This window comes from Dyadobacter tibetensis Y620-1, assembly GCF_000566685.1.
Lineage (GTDB): Bacteria > Bacteroidota > Bacteroidia > Cytophagales > Spirosomataceae > Dyadobacter > Dyadobacter tibetensis.
In genome coordinates this window covers 411,040-428,189 of record NZ_AZQN01000003.1, presented here as the reverse complement: position 1 = coordinate 428,189, position 17,150 = coordinate 411,040, and the positions used below count along the sequence as shown (strand labels likewise).

The 17,150-nt window shown below is 43.1% G+C and carries 13 protein-coding genes and 1 tRNA gene; all 14 read right to left on the bottom strand.

Annotated elements, in window-relative coordinates; genetic code table 11:
* Window positions 1–9: 9 nt before the first annotated feature.
* Entirely contained in the window at window positions 10–903 is an 894-nt protein-coding gene (gene cyoE / locus X939_RS0108815; RefSeq protein WP_044198850.1) for a heme o synthase, read from the bottom strand.
* Window positions 903–1,907 carry a COX15/CtaA family protein gene (locus tag X939_RS0108810; protein WP_025762895.1) on the bottom strand — a complete coding sequence of 335 codons (1,005 nt, stop codon included), beginning with the start codon at window positions 1,905–1,907 and terminating at the stop codon, window positions 903–905. Before X939_RS0108810 ends, cyoE begins: the two co-directional genes overlap by 1 nt.
* Window positions 1,882–3,762: a cytochrome c oxidase subunit I gene (locus tag X939_RS0108805; protein WP_025762894.1), complete on the bottom strand. Its 1,881-nt coding sequence runs from the start codon at window positions 3,760–3,762 to the stop codon at window positions 1,882–1,884. The genes X939_RS0108810 and X939_RS0108805 overlap by 26 nt, the downstream gene beginning before the upstream one ends.
* A 30-nt stretch (window positions 3,763–3,792) precedes the next feature.
* Window positions 3,793–4,902, bottom strand: a complete 1,110-nt coding sequence (locus tag X939_RS0108800) for a cytochrome c oxidase subunit II (RefSeq protein WP_025762893.1) — start codon at window positions 4,900–4,902, stop codon at window positions 3,793–3,795.
* A 21-nt stretch (window positions 4,903–4,923) separates the two neighbouring features.
* Window positions 4,924–6,261 (bottom strand): hypothetical protein, encoded by a 1,338-nt coding sequence (locus X939_RS0108795; RefSeq protein ID WP_025762892.1) that lies wholly within the window; start codon window positions 6,259–6,261, stop codon window positions 4,924–4,926.
* Window positions 6,262–6,298: 37 nt separating this feature from the next.
* On the bottom strand, window positions 6,299–6,907 hold the full coding sequence (locus X939_RS0108790; RefSeq protein ID WP_025762891.1) for a c-type cytochrome: 609 nt from the start codon (window positions 6,905–6,907) through the stop codon (window positions 6,299–6,301).
* Window positions 6,908–6,918: 11 nt separating this feature from the next.
* Window positions 6,919–7,449 (bottom strand): DUF3341 domain-containing protein, encoded by a 531-nt coding sequence (locus tag X939_RS0108785; protein ID WP_025762890.1) that lies wholly within the window; start codon window positions 7,447–7,449, stop codon window positions 6,919–6,921.
* A 36-nt stretch (window positions 7,450–7,485) separates the two neighbouring features.
* On the bottom strand, window positions 7,486–8,931 hold the full coding sequence (gene nrfD, locus X939_RS0108780; RefSeq protein ID WP_025762889.1) for an NrfD/PsrC family molybdoenzyme membrane anchor subunit: 1,446 nt from the start codon (window positions 8,929–8,931) through the stop codon (window positions 7,486–7,488).
* Between the two features lie 52 nt (window positions 8,932–8,983).
* A complete protein-coding gene (locus X939_RS0108775) occupies window positions 8,984–12,079 on the bottom strand; it encodes a TAT-variant-translocated molybdopterin oxidoreductase (protein ID WP_025762888.1) in 3,096 nt (1,031 codons plus the stop codon).
* A 47-nt stretch (window positions 12,080–12,126) separates the two neighbouring features.
* The gene (locus X939_RS0108770) at window positions 12,127–13,356 is read right to left on the bottom strand and encodes a c-type cytochrome (protein WP_052353445.1); all 1,230 of its coding nucleotides are present in this window, start codon (window positions 13,354–13,356) and stop codon (window positions 12,127–12,129) included.
* 314 nt (window positions 13,357–13,670) lie between these two features.
* Window positions 13,671–13,744, bottom strand: a tRNA-Cys gene (locus tag X939_RS0108765).
* Window positions 13,745–13,831: 87 nt separating this feature from the next.
* Window positions 13,832–15,634, bottom strand: a complete 1,803-nt coding sequence (rpsA, locus tag X939_RS0108760; protein WP_025762886.1) for a 30S ribosomal protein S1 — start codon at window positions 15,632–15,634, stop codon at window positions 13,832–13,834.
* A gap of 187 nt (window positions 15,635–15,821) precedes the next feature.
* The gene (locus tag X939_RS0108755) at window positions 15,822–16,334 is read right to left on the bottom strand and encodes an HNH endonuclease (protein ID WP_025762885.1); all 513 of its coding nucleotides are present in this window, start codon (window positions 16,332–16,334) and stop codon (window positions 15,822–15,824) included.
* Between the two features lie 140 nt (window positions 16,335–16,474).
* Window positions 16,475–16,933 carry an SsrA-binding protein SmpB gene (gene smpB, locus X939_RS0108750; protein ID WP_025762884.1) on the bottom strand — a complete coding sequence of 153 codons (459 nt, stop codon included), beginning with the start codon at window positions 16,931–16,933 and terminating at the stop codon, window positions 16,475–16,477.
* Window positions 16,934–17,150: the final 217 nt, after the last annotated feature.

Here is a 17,150-nt window from a genome sequence, read left to right as displayed (position 1 = left end):
ATTAATCAATCACAATTTATCCAACAAAAATGCTATCTGAACGATAGGTAAATATAAAAACGATCCGAACATGAGTTGCTTTGCTGTTTTATCGGTGCAAGTTCGCATGAGGTGGAAAGTCTGGGCCAAAAATAAAACGCCAAATAGAGTGGCAATTAAGGCCGAATTAAGTCCTGTCATTCCCAACTCATAAGGAAGCCAACCTATCGGAATCAGAAAAACAGTATAAATCATAATCTGCAAGGTAGTATCCGTGTCTTTAAGTCCGTTAGCAGGTAAAAGTTTAAAGCCCGCACGTTTATAATCTTCGTCTAAAACCCAGGCGATTGCCCAGAAATGGGGAAACTGCCAAAAAAACTGAATTGCAAATAAGATTCCAGGCTCCAGACCAAATTGATTGGTAGCGGCCACCCATCCAATTAATGGAGGAAAAGCACCTGGAATGGCTCCTACAAAAACGGCTATAGGACCTACCCGTTTGAGCGGCGTGTATACAAAGCCATATAGTACCAGAGATAACAGAGATATCAACGCGGTACTAATATTAAACATAAAAGCGAAAATAGCCAGGGATCCAATCCCTAAAACAACACACCAAACAATGGCCTGATCCACACTGATCCGGCCATTGGCCAATGGCCGGGAGGCTGTACGCTTCATCAATTTATCCAAATCTTTCTCCAGGATTTGATTGATAATATTGGCCGATCCAGTGATAGCAATAGATGCAACTACAAAAGCCACAAGCTGCACAAAGTCGACCCTTGAAGTACCCAGGCAGTAACCCATAGCCCCAGAAAAGGCAATAAGAGACGCCAAACGAAATTTCAATAATTCGAAAAGAATTCCGATACTCGCCTTCGGGTTATGAACACTTAAAACACTATTATTTATTGATGTCATTATGATACTTTTTCAGTTCCTCCTATAAAATCCTTAGAAGGCCTAGTTCTTAAGAAAACGATATACTGTAATCCCATCAGCAGTATGCCCATGGTCAAATGTAGAGGTTGAGCAAATGCTGGAACCCCAAAGTATGCCATAATTATACCTGTCATCGTTTCTAGGCCTAAAATAACCACGCACCCTTTAATCAAATTTCCAACAGTCGAATAAACGAGCATATTTTTTTTGATCAAATAAAACCAATAGAGGTTGGCACCTAACACCACAATTGAGAAAGAACGATGTATATAAAATCGGAAATCAAGCTCATCAATCCAGCTCTGACGAGCATCATATCCTAGCATTCTTACCACTTCGTCAATATTCTCTCGTACCTGCGTACCCAGCATTACCTGAACTAAAGTCAATATCAAAACCAGTATGCCGATTTTGGATATTTTTGGAGCCGCCGGGAACACTACACCCTTAAACATCCGGCTGGCAATAAAATAGAGATGAGTCAGAATTCCTACGATGATAATAGCCACGAACATATGTAGGGTCACCATCACCGGATGCAATTCAAAGCTTACCACCTTCGAGCCTAACCAGCCCTGGAATGCTACCAGTAGAAATCCACTTAATCCTAGCCATACCAATTGCCGTCTGATATTCCAGAAAGGCAATGTAGATAGAAGTGTCAGAAAGATCATAAAACCTGTCAGCACTCCTAATAACCGGTTTATATATTCTATCCACGTCTTCACGGGATTGAATTCTACCTCACCCTTTAATTTGGCCCCATAAATCTCCTTATAATTATGGGGGAGTTCTGAGACTTCGGTTGGAGGAATCCAGGTTCCAAAGCATCGGGGCCAATCGGGGCAACCCATTCCGGCACCGGTACTTCGCACCACTCCTCCGGCCATTACCACCAGATAGAGGGTAATGATCGTATTTAAGGCCATTCGTCTCAATCGACGAATGGCCTTTGAATCAATGTGCTGACTTAAACTGGTCATTAAAATTTTGGGCCTCTATATCTTTCTCGGAAGCAATCAGCTCATTTTCATGAGGGAAATTCGACTCCAGAGTCTGAGAATAGGGTATGTTTTGAGGAATAAAATCTTCCTTAGCACCAGGCTTACTGTAGTCATAAGACCAACGGTAAACAGCTGGTATCTCACCTTCCCAGTTACCATGACCAGGGATAATTGGTGTAGTCCATTCCAAGGTATTAGATTTCCAGGGATTTTGTGGAGCAACCTTACCTTTAAAAATGCTATAGAAGAAGTTCCAAAGGAAAATAAACTGCGCCGTGAAAGAGAATATTGCAGCTGAAGTGATGAACAAGTTCATGTCCATAAACTTATGCGTGAAATCGTAGCTGGTGAACTGATAGTAACGACGAGGGAAACCCGCGATACCAACATAGTGCATTGGAATAAATATGGCATAGATTCCAATAAAAGTCATCCAGAAGTGTAGCTGGCCAAGGGTAGGATTCATCATCCGACCGAACATCTTCGGGAACCAGTGGTAAACACCAGCAAAAAGTCCAAAAGCTGAAGCAGCACCCATTACTAGGTGGAAATGCGCCACTACGAAATAAGTATCGTGTAATTGAATATCCAAGGCACTGTTACCAAGAATAATACCAGTCAGACCACCGGAAACAAACAAAGATACCAGACCAATGGAGAATAACATACCAGGTGTAAATACAATATTACCTCTCCATAAGGTAGTGATGTAATTAAAGCCTTTTACTGCTGAAGGCACTGCAATGATCAACGTAAGGAACATAAATACAGATCCTAGGAAAGGATTCATACCTGTTACGAACATATGGTGAGCCCAAACAATAAAGGCAAGGAAGGCAATACCCAGCATAGAAGCAATCATGGCACGATAACCAAAGATAGGCTTACGTGCATTGGTAGCAATCACCTCAGAAGTAATTCCAAGACCAGGTAATAATACAATATACACTTCAGGGTGTCCTAAGAACCAGAATAAATGCTGAAATAAAATCGGGCTACCACCAACATTGGGAAGAGCTTCACCATTGATATAAATATCAGAAAGGTAGAAGCTTGTACCAAAGTGACGGTCCATAATCAACAATAATACGGACGATAGCAATACTGGGAAGGAAATTAGTCCTAAAACGGCAGTGATCAAGAACGCCCAGATAGTCAGCGGCAAACGATCAAAAGACATACCCCGGGTCCGAAGGTTGATAACCGTGGTAATATAATTGATACCCCCCAAAAGCTGAGAGACGATAAAAAAGGCCATACTAGTCAACCAAAGCGTCATCCCCATTCCAGAACCTGGGTGAGACTGAGGCAAGGCGCTAAGCGGTGGATAAATTACCCAGCCACCAGCTGCTGGACCAGTCTGAAGGAATATCGAGGCAAACATGATGATACTGGCCAGGAAGAAGAACCAGTAAGAAAGCATGTTCATAAAGCCTGAAGCCATATCCCGGGCACCGATCTGAAGAGGAATTAAGAAGTTACTAAAAGTACCGCTCAATCCCGCCGTAAGTACAAAGAATACCATGATAGTACCATGCATGGTAACCAGGGCTAAGAAAAAGTTAGGATCCAATTTTCCAGAATCGCTGATCCATTGACCCAATATAGGTTTAAGCCAGGACAGATTAGAATCGGGCATCCCCAATTGAATCCGGAAGATTACTGACATGGAAATACCAATAACGGCCCATACAATACCTGTGATCAGGTACTGCTTCGCGATCATTTTATGATCTTCACTAAAAATATATTTCTGCCAGAAGTTTTGAGAATGATGGTGCTCATGTACTTCCGCATGTTCGTGAATGCTTTCCGCTCCTACGATAGCTGACATATCTTTTAAATGTTTTATTGTAGTTAATAATTAACGGAGGCTGCTCGTTCCCGATCCAACACTTCCAGCAGTAGTACTATCTGCAGCAGCCGTTACGCTTCCTTCAGGCACATATTTCATCGCCTTAGCTTTCAGATTATCAGGAACCTTGGCAAGGTACTCAGGATAAGTAGCCAAGAAGGTAGCTTGCTCAGCACACCATTTCCGGTAGCTTGCTTCGTCTTCCACAATAATCTTAGTTCCCATAGAAAAGTGTCCCATTCCGCAAATTTCGGTACAAGCAAGCTCGTAGTTAAAATTGGGATCGTTCAATTCTGCACGCATATCGGCAGTAGTTTTATCGGCTACAAACCAAAATTTAGTAGGCATACCAGGAACTGCATCCATTTTCACACGCATATGAGGAATAAATACACTATGCAAAACGTCCCGAGCTCTAATTTTCAAAAGTACGGGTTTGTTCACCGGAATATGAATGGCACTAGCAGGGCCCATAAAATCATCAAATGAATTCTCATCAGAAAGATCTATACCCACTTCATTTTGCGCATCAATTAAGCGATAGTCATAATTACCGAGTTGGTTATCGTTGACACCACTATAACGGGTAATCCAGTTAAACTGTTTTCCAGTAATTTCAATCACTTCCGCATCTTGAGGTGCATCTCCAGTAATATCAGACCAAGCCCTCCAACCAGTGAATACTAGCAATGCCATCACAATAGCAGGAATAATGGTCCAGATCAATTCAAGTTTATGATTGTCCGGATAGAAAGATGCCGTATTTCCTTTCTTATACTGGTACTTCCAGGAGAAGAAGAAAATGAGAACGTTGACGAAGATAAAGGGGATGGTAAGTACACCCATTGAAAACCAGAACAAATCATCTGTTCTTCTGCCATGGATAGAAGAAGCTACGGGCAAGAATTCGCTACGAGCATCTAAGTAAGACCATAATACGGCCGCACCACCAACGATAAGAACGACGAGGAACATGGCCCCGTTAAAGCGGTTTCCAGTATGCTTTATCTCATCAGTATCGGCAGACTTAAACGATTTTAAAACATTCTGCAAACGAGCGATAACGATTCCCGTAAGCACAACAAAAACTAAAGCAACTAATGCGATAATATAATACATGTCAATTAGAGTTTATAACGATTAAGCTATATCGTGATGTAAAGATTCTTCCAACATTGGATGATTCCTTGGTATCAGATTAGCTTTCGATAGTTGCGAGGCAACTGACCAAGTAAATGCACAAATAAACACAAGGAAAAATCCCCACTCCAACGGACCAAACGAAGCCTCACTACCTACAGAACCGGGCATGATATTCGTATAAAAGTCCATATAGTGACCAATAATCACAGACCAGCAAGCCACCTTCAAAATAGATGGAGTAAATTTCGAATCGCGGGTCATCAGAACCAGGAAAGGAAAAAAGAAATTCAAGAACAATGTAATGAAGAATGGTGCTTTATAATAACCATCGTGTCCACTGAAACGTTCTATAAAATATATCGTTTCTTCTGGTAAATTGGCATAGTAAATAAGCAGGAATTGGGCAAACCATACGTAAGTCCAGAAAATGCTAAAGGCAAATACAAACTTACCCAAATCACGGAGATGGCTTTTATTGACTGCCCGTAAGTATCCTCGGTCACGAAGCATTACAACCGTAAGGGTAATAACAGCCAAACCAGCTACATGCCAGCTCGCGAGGGTATACCATCCAAACATGGTAGAAAACCAGTGGGTGTCAATAGACATAACAAAGTCCCAGGCAGAGGTAGAAGAAGTTACCCCGAAAACCACCAAGAAAGCGGTTCCGAAGCGAATGGATTTTTCATAAAATTCTGTTCCACCCAATTCATCTTCCTGAAGAGAAAGATTACGGATTACTTTCCACAACCAATACCATACAACAAAGTAAAATATGAGTCTTCCTATGAAGAAAGGAGTATTTAAATAACCTTGTTTACCGGCAATAATGGGATCATATTCGGGGCCACCCACTTCATAAAGTCCTTCATGAGTCCAGTGAAACAGATCGTGCCCACCGAAAATAAAGGTTAATAGAAGAACGATACCAGTAAAGGGCAAAAATGCAGGCATAGCCTCAGGCACTCTTTTGAATACCGCAGACCAGCCGGCTTGTGCCAGGTGATTATAGGAAATAAAGAATAGGCCAATTACAGAGATACCGGTAAAATAAACGCCATTAACCCATAGGTTGGCCCAAATACGTTTTACCCATCCAGCAGTATGGTGTCCTTCTGCTGCTGCGGCTGCGTGTTCACCGCCAGCATGTGCTGCTGATGCCGCTTCGGCTCCGTGAGCCGCCACTTCATGTCCGCCACCACCATTGGCCGCCAGATACGCTCCAACCAGAACGAGTGCCACGCCGACAGCTCCTCCAATCATCAAGTTTCTCTTAGCCCCTGAGGTGAATTCAAACCGTTCTTCAATAGAAGGAATCGAATGTGCTGATGCCATTATTAAATATTATTAATTCTCAGTTATCAAAATTTTATTAAGATCCTTTCTGCAACTTCTGCACATAATGTACAATTTTCCAACGCTCCTCAGGAGTAACCTGAGAGGCATGTGGCCACATACGCGCCTTACCAAAGGTGATGACATGGAAGATATGTCCTTCATTCATGTTCTTATAAGCATCACTCGCGTAATTAGGAATCCCTTTGTACATATCTCCAACTTTGCCGTCTCCAGCGCCGGTAGCGCCATGGCAATGCTGGCAGTAACGATCGTATAATACTTTTCCTTCAGCCAACGATTTCTCGTTCAGCGGAATTGGGTTTTTCAAAATTCGGGCTGCTACATCTATGCTATCGGCATGTAGGTTATATACCATCAGATCTACCCGTGCCGAATCGCCCGTTCCAAATTCAGTATTATAATTGCGGCGAGCCACTGTACCCGCCACAGGCAGGCGCATGCTAATGCCCATCGGATTGATAGGGTTTGCTTCTACCTGACGAAAGGGTTCATAACCTACCGACACATACATATTCGGAGCATATTCCTTTCCAGGGCTTTGGGGATCCTTGCCACAACCGGCAACGAAAACCATCATGATTAATGATGCTCCTATTAGTTTATATAAATTTCCTAATTTCATCTTACTCTCCATTAAAATTGTTTGATGTTAATCTCTTCTGCACCACTGTCTCTTAGGGCTCTAGAAATCTCATCCTCACTCATGGCATTGCTCCCCATATTAATGGCCATGATAAATTTATTATCGGTCGATCGTAGGTCGAAACGGGGATGAAAATGTGTACCTGGTCCCATTCCATTTGAGATGAAAAAGGTAGTCACCATTCCGAATGCCGTAAAAAGTACAGTCAACTCGAAAGTAATGGGGATAAAGTTGGGGAATGAGATAGGATCCTTTCCACCAATAATCATGGGCCAGTCCACTCCCATAGTCCAGCACATCAGCGTTAGGGCGCAAATACATCCCGTCAAACCAAACATAAAAGCGGCTATACCGATGCGGGTACGAGGATGTCCAAGTGCTTCGTCCATTCCGTGAATAGGAAAAGGAGAATAGACTTCTTCAATTTTAACGCCTGCCTTCCTTAATTTCGGAACAGCATGCAATACGGTGTCATCGTCGTCGTAGACACCCACCAAATATTTACCTGTTAACTCTGCCATTTCAAACTTATATTAAATGCGCTTCGATTAATATGACTATTCTTTGTCCTTATCATAGCTAGGAACCCGCTGACCAACATTATTCAGATCGTGCCGCACTTTGGCCACTCCAGCAATCTTCTTAGGTAATTCAGCAGAAGTGGAGCGAATGACTGCTTTTACTTCGGCCATGTTGATTACCGGTAAATACTTAGAGAACAAAAGGAATAGGGTGAAGAACAGACCAAAAGAGAATAAATAGTCACCAATATCATACATTGTGGGAGAGAACATCGCCCAGCTAGAAGGCAGGTAATCGCGGTGAAGCGAAGTTACAATAATCACAAAACGCTCGAACCACATTCCTATGTTTACAATCACAGAAATAAAGAAGGTAAAAGTAATGCTTCTACGTAGTTTTCTAGACCAGAACAACTGGGGAGAAATAACGTTACAGGTCATCATAGCCCAGTATGCCCACCAGTAAGGACCAGTCATACGGTTAAAGAATGCATAATACTCATATTCCACGCCACTATACCAGGCAATAAAGAATTCGGTAATGTATGCCACCCCTACTACAGAACCCGTAAGTGTTATTACCTTATTCATCGTTTCGATATGCTCAAGCGTAATATAATCCTCCAGACGATAAACAACTCTGGTGATCAACATCAGATTCTGAACCATAGCAAATCCTGAGAAAATAGCTCCTGCAACGAAATAGGGAGGAAAAATCGTTGTATGCCATCCTGGAATTACAGAGGTGGCAAAGTCCATACTTACAATGGTATGTACAGAAAGTACTAGAGGTGTAGACAGACCTGCAAGAATCAAACTGATGTATTCATAACGAGACCAGGTCTTAGCCGATCCGTCCCAACCCATGGCAAATAAACCATACATCAAACGGGATACTTTGCTAGTTGCACGGTCGCGAATGGTTGCCAGATCCGGGATCAGACCAATATACCAGAATACTAATGAAACAGAAAAATAAGTACTAATCGCAAAAACGTCCCACACCAATGGAGAGTTGAAGTTAACCCAAAGTGAACCGAAGGCGTTAGGTAGAGGAAGGGCCCAGTAAGCCATCCAGGGACGCCCCATGTGCATTAGGATAAAAGAAGCAGCGGCCAATACGGCAAAAATAGTCATCGCTTCTGCTGCTCTGTTAATGGATGTTCTCCACTTTTGACGGAAGAGCAAAAGAATAGCCGAGATAAGCGTACCAGCGTGACCAATACCTACCCACCAAACAAAGTTAGTGATATCCCATGCCCAGCCAACTGTTTTATTCAAACCCCAAACACCCAGACCTTCCCACCAGGTCCATGCTAGACAGTATGAACCATATCCCAAAACAAGCAATGAAATACCAAACGCTATTTTCCACTCTTTGGTTGGTGCACCCTCTACATGGCGGCAGATGTCCTCCGTCACGTCTGCATACGTTTTACCACCTTGGACAAGTGGTTCTCTTACGGGTGAAGTAACATGCATACTACTTTAATTTATAATGATTTAATCTTCAAACAAATTCAAAAAAATACAATTAGGCGTGCTCTTTTGGAGCTACTTCTTTGGCCGCCTTAGCATCCTTGTTTCTCACCTTGGTAAGGTATGACACCTGTGGTCTAACGTTGATCTCTTCCAACATGTGGAAAGCACGTCCTTCAATTTCCTCTGCTAATAATTTAGAAATTCTACTTTCCGAATCATTCATATCACCGAAGGTAATCGCATTGGTAGGACAAGCCGAGGCACAGGCTACATTGATATCACCATCCTTAACAGTACGTCTTTCTCTTTTGGCGGTAAGCTTTCCTTCCTGAATGCGCTGAACACACATTGAGCATTTTTCGATTACACCACGTGAACGAACTGTAACTTCAGGGTTGATGACCATCTTACCCAGGTCGTTATTGAAGTTATAATCGAAATTATCGTTATCGAAATACTTAAACCAGTTAAAACGTCTTACTTTATAAGGACAGTTGTTGGCGCAGTAGCGAGTACCTACACAACGGTTATAGGTCATCTGGTTAAGTCCTTCAGAGCTATGTGTAGTTGCCAATACTGGACAAACCGTCTCACAAGGAGCATTATTACAGTGCTGGCACATCATAGGCTGGAAAGTAACTTCAGGATTCTCAGAAGCAATTTCCAATCCACGAAGATCTTCTACATCGGCATCACTGCTATAATAGCGGTCGATACGCATCCAGTGCATCTCACGGCTATTGATGATCTCCTGACGACCTACTACAGGTATATTATTTTCTGACTGACAGCCGATCACACAAGAGCCACATCCGTAGCAAGTATTCAGATCGACAACCATTCCCCATGAATGGTTTTTGTATTCATGTCCATTCCAAAGCGAAAGATTGGTAGCATCTACTACTCCGTCCGAAGTTGGAATTTTTGGAATGAAACGGCCCGCTAGCGGATCCTTCTGGAATTGTCCCAAAACAGTTTCCTGCAATACCGATTTACGGTTCATGACCGTGCCATGAGTTTGGGTCTGGGCTACCTCGCGGAAGTCTCCAGTTTTGGCAACTGTAACTTCTCCTGGAGCGAATGAAAGGAATCCATTATTGAAAGTGGCCAGAGGGTAAGCATTCTTCCCGACCCCGTCGGCCGACTTACCAGCCTTTTCACGACCATATCCTATAGCAATGGCAACCGTTCCATTGGCCTGTCCGGGCTGCACCATTACGGGAAGTTCTATAGCCTTTCCTTTAAAGTCAACTTTCACAACATCTCCCTGAGCAAACCCTAGTTCGGAGGCGGTGAACTGGGAAATCATTGCAAAGTTATCCCAACAGGCTTTGGTTACCGGCTCAGGTAATTCCTGCAACCAGGGATTATTAGCTGCTGATCCGTTACCCATCCCTACATTTTCGTATAGAGCAAGTTCCAATCCGGAAGCAGTAGCTTTGTATGTCTTTCCTATAGCCGCAGCTGCTGCATCTACATCGCCAGCAAAAGTGCTACCCGCACCCGTAGCTGTAGAAGGAGCCATATATACCCCGTCGTGCAGCGACTTTACCCAAAAGGATTCGTAGTCGCCTTTACCGCCTTGCGTATATACATTTTTGCGCCAATTTGCTTTTACGTATTCATGATAATCGTCCTTTGCACCAGCCCATTTCAATAGGCTCGTTTGAGCCTGGCGGGTATTAAATACCAAACTAATGGTAGGCTGTGTAAGGGTATATAGTCCAGCTTTAGGCAAAGCATCGTTCCATGACTCCAGGTAATGAGGAGCTGGACAAATAAATTTCATTAATGAAGAGGTTTCATCGGCCCGGTCATTGAAAGAGACGCTAAGGCCTACCTTCGGAAGGGCTGCAGCAAGCTCCGCTCCCCGAGGATGATCGTAAACCGGATTGGCACCCATTACGAAAAGAGCATCTACTTTTCCACCCTTCACTTCGTCTACCAATTGGTTCATCGCCACATCATTACCCTGACGAGTATAAGACGGAGCATCCAAATTGATGGTGCTACCATAGCTACCTAATAGTCCATTGATGGCATTTACCACTACCTGCACCGATGGATCGTTTACACCACAAACTACTAAGGCCTGCCCCTTCGCCGCTACCAGGTCATTAGCAGCCTTGTCTAGATGTGCCACATCTATGTTTGCACTACTGATAGACTTTCCTCCTGTTTTTGCAGCTACTTTGTTGTACAATGCACTTACTACCAGTCCCAATTGAGATGGCTTAACGGCGGTACGGTAGTCAGCGTTAGAGCCAGTCAAAGACAAAGTTGTCTCAAACTGATAGTGGCGCGACATATCCTTCTTACCGTCTTTGCTGCTGCTAACCCGGCGGGTCTCTGCAAACTGACCTGCAAACATTTCAGGGGCAATCCAAGAACCTTGGAAATCAGCGGCAATACTTACAACAGTCTTAACTTTACTAAAGTCATAAGAAGGAACTACGGCTTTTCCGAAAGAAAGTTCGTTGGCTTTAATGAGTCCCGAAACCGAATTAGCATCGTACATAACGTGCTGGGTGGTGGGATATTTAGCCGTAAAGTCGGCAATAACCGATTTGGTAGATGGACTCAGAATGGTATTGGAAAGGATGCGGATTGCACCACCTTTTGCGGCAATCTGGCCCAGCTGTGCCATGATTTCCTTATCTACCGATTCCCAGGAGACTTTGGTATCATCTCCTTTTTTAGGACCTCTTAATTTTTCGTTATCGTATAAACCTAAAAGAGAAGCATGTACCCGTGCTCCAATTCCGGTAAAACCAGTACCTATATCATTTGGCTCAATCTTAATGGGTCGCCCTTCTCTTGTTTTTACCAAAATACTGGCAAAATCGCCCCCTTCTGTATAAGATGAGGCGTACCAGTTGGCTAGGGTTGGGAATTCCCCAGCAGGCTTATTCACATAAGGTATAGCCTTTTTTACTGGGGTTTCACAGGCAGCCAAAGAAACGGCCGCCATACCAAAACCTAATACTTTTAGAAAATCACGGCGATTGGATCCAGTACCATCCACTAAACTTTCGTACTGGGTATCTGTAGGGGCATCTGCAAACTCTGATCCAGCATTCTTTACGAATTTTTCGTCGTTGCGTAGTTCTTCGAGTCCCCTCCAGTATCTTTTATCAGAATTTTTCATAAAATTTCAATACAAATGCGATGTATTCTGCTGTTAATTTCCTTGTATTAATAGTGGCACTTTGAACATTCCAATCCACCAATATCTTCAACTTTTAGAGCCTCTTGGCTCTCAGATGCGTGCAACTGTACCAGATTATCGTAGTACTCATTACCCTTGGTATTAACATCTGTCTTCCGGTGACAGTCGATACACCATCCCATAGTCAGGGAGGAGCGTTGCTGTACCACTTCCATTTTCTCTATTTCCCCATGACAAGTCTGACACTCCACTCCGGCTACATTTACGTGCTGAGAGTGATTGAAGTAGGCGAAGTCAGGCAAGTTGTGAACCCTTACCCATTCAATAGGCTGGTCGTTCTCGATGGAAGTATAAATTTTCTGAATTTCAGGAGACTCCTTCTTGATCACTCCGTGACAGTTCATACAAATGTTGGCTGAAGGAATATGAGCAGATTGTCCTCTATTCGCGCCGGTATGGCAATAGTTACAATCGATCTTATATTCTCCGGCATGCAATTTATGTGAAAAAGCGATAGGCTGCTTAGGAGCATAACCTTGCTGAACCCCTACTCCAAAGGCACCGTCTACGGTAGCTTTCAAAGCAAGAAGAGCAAATACCCAGATCACAGCGGAGCGAATCGCAGGATCGGAAACCACACCCTTAAGGGATTTGGTAAGACGACCCATGAAGTCACCTTCTGAGGCTGAGCTATCACCGCCATTCACCGCTTTGCTCAGAATCGTTACGATTACCAATAGCACACCCAGAACGAGTAACATGACAATTACTAGGGCTACCAGAACCACCATAAACATATCGGAAGGTCCGCTGCTGGCGGCAGCACCACCTGCGGCGGGAGCGGCTCCAGCTGCTGCTTCTGCAGGAGCGGCCGTTGCCGCATTATCTACATACGCAAAAATAGCTTTGATGTCTTCTGGCGACAGGCCAGGAAAACTGGTCATCTGCGCTTTCGAATATTCATTATAAATTTTCACCGCATAAGGATCCCCAGCGGCGATCATCGCTTGTGAATTCTTTACCCACTTAATCAACCAATCCATGTTATTACGGTCGGTAGCACCTTTTAATCCAGGTCCTACGACACGCTCATCAGTAATGGCATGACATTGGGCACAATTATTCTTGAATACCGTTTCGCCATGGGCAATATCGGCGCCACCGGCGTCTGCAGCTGCTTCCTGGGCGGAAACAACATACGGTAAACTAAGAACAAGGGTTAATGCGAACGCAATTAACCGGCTTGAACACTTCAAGGTAGGAAAAAACTTTGAGCCTTCTCGGAATGGTATATTCATAATAAACTATGCATTATTCTTCAATAGACAAAACTAGCTCACGATTCCTTATCCACAAAAGTATTTTAATTATATTTTGTAGTGCCGTCTTATTTATAATACTTCTAATTAATAGAGTATCCAATTTGCCCCTTAACAAAGACTAAACGACTCTGCAACAGTGAATTACAAAAAAAATAGAGCCATGTAAATTCACAAATTTGCAAATTTTCATAGCTCTATTTCTATGGCACTTTCCTAGCAAAATGAAAGCCCATACTATCAGATATGTATGGAGGTTCCGAGCGGATTCGAACCGCTGTAGAAGGTTTTGCAGACCTCTGCCTAGCCACTCGGCCACGGAACCAGGAAGGATTAGCGGAGGTGAATCCGCTAATCCGGTGCAAAAGTATAAAATAATTTGGCTATTCAGCCATCTCATCTATAATATTTGCTATTTTTTTTCCTTCTTCTCGTTTTCTTCGAATTGTTCCTTCAAAGCAGACAAGACGCTCAGATCGCCAAAGGTAGATTTCTCTTCCTTCTCTTGGCTAGCTGCCTTCGCAGGAGTTGGCTTAGGAGCCTTCTCTTCTTTCTTCTCTTCAGAAGGAGCAGGAGCTTTAACCTTCGAATGAGTAAGTACGATTTTCTTTTCGTCTTTCAGGAATTCAAGAACGGTGAAGTCCAGGCTCTCACCTACTTCCGCAAGTGTACCATCTTCTTTGGCCAAATTCTTGATAGCAGATATACCTTCGATTCCGTAAGGAAGCTCAAGGGTAGCAAACTTATCTCCTTTTGCAACGATGGTGCTACGGTGCACGGTACCCACTGCAAAGATTGACTCGAAAGTATCCCATGGGTTTTCTTCCAGTTGCTTATGACCCAAAGCCAAACGACGGTTGTCTGTATCCAGCTCAAGAACTACTACTTCCAATTCATCATTCACCTTCACGAAGTCGGAAGGATGCTTGATTTTCTTGGTCCATGAAAGATCAGATACGTGTACCAATCCATCGATACCCTCTTCAAGCTCGATAAACAAACCGAAGTTAGTAAGGTTACGTACTACCCCCTTATGGCGTGTACCAATCGAGTACTTATCTTTAAGGCTTGCCTGAGTCCAAGGATCTTCGGTAAGTTGTTTGATACCAAGAGACATTTTGCGCTCTTGACGATCCAGGGTCAATACCACTGCACCAATCTCGTCGTTTACATTCATAAACTCCTGAGGATTGCGCAGGTGCTGAGACCATGACATTTCAGAAACGTGGATCAATCCTTCTACACCAGGCTTGATCTCAAGGAATGCACCGTAATCGGCAACATTCACAATACGTCCTTTCACTTCAGAACCAACTTGAATCTCTTCTTCAAGAGAATCCCATGGGTGCGACTGAAGTTGTTTTAATCCTAGTGAAATACGCTTTTTCTCTTCGTCGAAGTCGAGTACTACTACGTTCAATTTCTGATCTAAAGCCAATAGGTCGGATGGATGGTTGATACGTCCCCATGAGATATCGGTGATATGCAAAAGTCCATCTACACCTCCAAGGTCGATAAACACCCCGAAGTTGGTCATGTTTTTGATCACACCTTCCAATACCTGACCTTTTTCAAGGTTATTCAATATTTGCTGACGCTGAGCCTCAAGATCTTTTTCAATTAGGATCTTATGAGAAACAACGACGTTGTCATTTGCATAGTTGATTTTAACAACCTTAACTTCCATACGCTTTCCTACGAAAACATCGAAGTCACGGATTGGCTTCACGTCGATCTGAGAACCTGGCAAGAAAGCCTCAATTCCGAAGATGTCCACGATCAAACCACCCTTGGTTCTTCTTTTTACATTGGCATCAATAACCACATCCTCATCGAAGGATTTCTGGATATTATCCCAGGCAGTGATTACCTTAGCTTTCTTACGTGAAAGCACCAATTGTCCTTGTGCGTCTTCCTGGTTCTCTACGTATACTTCTACCTCGTCACCGATTTTCATCCCAGGGATGTCACGGAATTCGTTAGATGAAACGATACCATCTGACTTGAAACCAATGTTCAGGATTACTTCGCGATCTGTAATACCTACAACGATTCCCTTAACAACCGCTTTTTCCTGTACAGGAGAAAGGGTTCCTTCATACATTTGTTCTAGGCTCTGGCGATCAGCTGCTGAATAGCTCTTTCCAAAACCTTTGTCTTCTGCTTTGTCCCAATCAAAATCGGGTAATTCTGGTGTTTGTTTTTCCTTAGACATATATAGGAATTAGCGCCCTGAAATACATCAACCAACGGGCTATTTGGCTGAAAATAAGTGAAATGTACTATATTATAAAAATGAGCTTGCAAAGGTAAGTCATTAGTAATCAATAAGCCAGTAGTTGTCCAAATATTTCATGATATTTAGACTAGGCTGTGAGAAAAAGCAGTAATAAGAGGCAATATCAGCTATAAACGCGGCTCTTCACTCCTAAATATGGAAGCCATTCTTCAGGAGCAATGTCCGAATAATCACGAATAAACATCAAAAAAGAGGGTCGAAAGGGCCTTTGTTTCAGAGGCATACCGGCTTCTTCCGGTGTGAGATCTCCTTTCTTCGAATTACAACGTTTACATGCCGTGGATAAATTGTCCCAGGAAGTACGCCCCCCCCGGGACTTGGGAATGACATGGTCCAGAGTAAGATGCTCATGTGTGCCGCAATACTGACAGCGGTTCCGGTCTCTTTTGAAGAGATTATGCCGCGTAAGGACGACACCCCTATAAGGAATATGAATATAACGATTCAGCCGAATCACTACCGGCATAGGATATCGATCCCGCACCGTCCGAAGATGCTCATCAGGCGAATGTGCTAACATCTCCGCCTTATTCATATAAACCAGCAAAAAGGCCTTTGGAGCCGTACAAACACTTAAGGCGCTGTAATCTTGATTGAGAACCAATACTTTACCCATGGGACAAAAAGGGGTTTCGTTCCGACAATATAGGTATTTTTAAAAAGAAATCGATTCAAAATAACAAAAATTACGACTGGGACCTTGGCCATTTTTACTTTATTATAAAGAAGAACTGCCCTATTCGCTCTGAAAAGCTGTTAGAAGCGCATCCGATCGGTTTCCCGCTTCACATCCCGCTCCTTAATGCTGTCTCTCTTGTCATATAGCTTCTTCCCTTTTGCCAGAGCAATGTGTAATTTCACCAGCCCCCGCTCGGTCGTAAACATTCGTACCGGAATGATTGTCAGGCCCTGATCCTTCATACTCTCCGTAATTTTCTTGATCTCGCGACGCGTAACCAACAGCTTTCTGTCCCGCATGGGCTCATGATTATAATGAGTACCCTCCGTATAAGGTGAAATATGCAGACTCCTTACGAAAAGCTCTCCTTCCATTAGCAAACAATATGAATCCTGAAAATTCACTTTCCCCTGCCTGATCGATTTCACTTCAGTTCCCGTAAGGGCAATTCCAGCCGTATACTCCTCAAGGAAGAAATACTCAAATGAAGCCCTGCGATTCTTTATATTAACCTGCTTTACCAATTTCTCTGCCATACATATTCTAATTAATCATTTGTAAAATTAGTCTATTGCCCCCATTCTACCAATCCCTGATAATCTAAGCGCTCAGAATGGTTGTAATAGTAAATATTTTGAAGTCAAGCATTCTCAGTGGAATTACCCTCCACCCTTTTTTATCTTACTGGTTTAGTTGTCAGTGACAAAACTTTAATACTGATGAGTAATGAAAGGACTCCATTCACTTTAATAA

Bases quoted from the DNA above. Each gene is read 5' to 3' on its own strand.
- cyoE (WP_044198850.1), bottom strand. From the start codon at position 903: ATGACATCAATAAATAATAGTGTTTTAAGTGTTCATAACCCGAAGGCG.
- X939_RS0108810 (WP_025762895.1), bottom strand. From the start codon at position 1,907: ATGACCAGTTTAAGTCAGCACATTGATTCAAAGGCCATTCGTCGATTG.
- X939_RS0108805 (WP_025762894.1), bottom strand. From the start codon at position 3,762: ATGTCAGCTATCGTAGGAGCGGAAAGCATTCACGAACATGCGGAAGTA.
- X939_RS0108800 (WP_025762893.1), bottom strand. From the start codon at position 4,902: ATGTATTATATTATCGCATTAGTTGCTTTAGTTTTTGTTGTGCTTACG.
- X939_RS0108795 (WP_025762892.1), bottom strand. From the start codon at position 6,261: ATGGCATCAGCACATTCGATTCCTTCTATTGAAGAACGGTTTGAATTC.
- X939_RS0108790 (WP_025762891.1), bottom strand. From the start codon at position 6,907: ATGAAATTAGGAAATTTATATAAACTAATAGGAGCATCATTAATCATG.
- X939_RS0108785 (WP_025762890.1), bottom strand. From the start codon at position 7,449: ATGGCAGAGTTAACAGGTAAATATTTGGTGGGTGTCTACGACGACGAT.
- nrfD (WP_025762889.1), bottom strand. From the start codon at position 8,931: ATGCATGTTACTTCACCCGTAAGAGAACCACTTGTCCAAGGTGGTAAA.
- X939_RS0108775 (WP_025762888.1), bottom strand. From the start codon at position 12,079: ATGAAAAATTCTGATAAAAGATACTGGAGGGGACTCGAAGAACTACGC.
- rpsA (WP_025762886.1), bottom strand. From the start codon at position 15,634: ATGTCTAAGGAAAAACAAACACCAGAATTACCCGATTTTGATTGGGAC.
- X939_RS0108755 (WP_025762885.1), bottom strand. From the start codon at position 16,334: ATGGGTAAAGTATTGGTTCTCAATCAAGATTACAGCGCCTTAAGTGTT.
- smpB (WP_025762884.1), bottom strand. From the start codon at position 16,933: ATGGCAGAGAAATTGGTAAAGCAGGTTAATATAAAGAATCGCAGGGCT.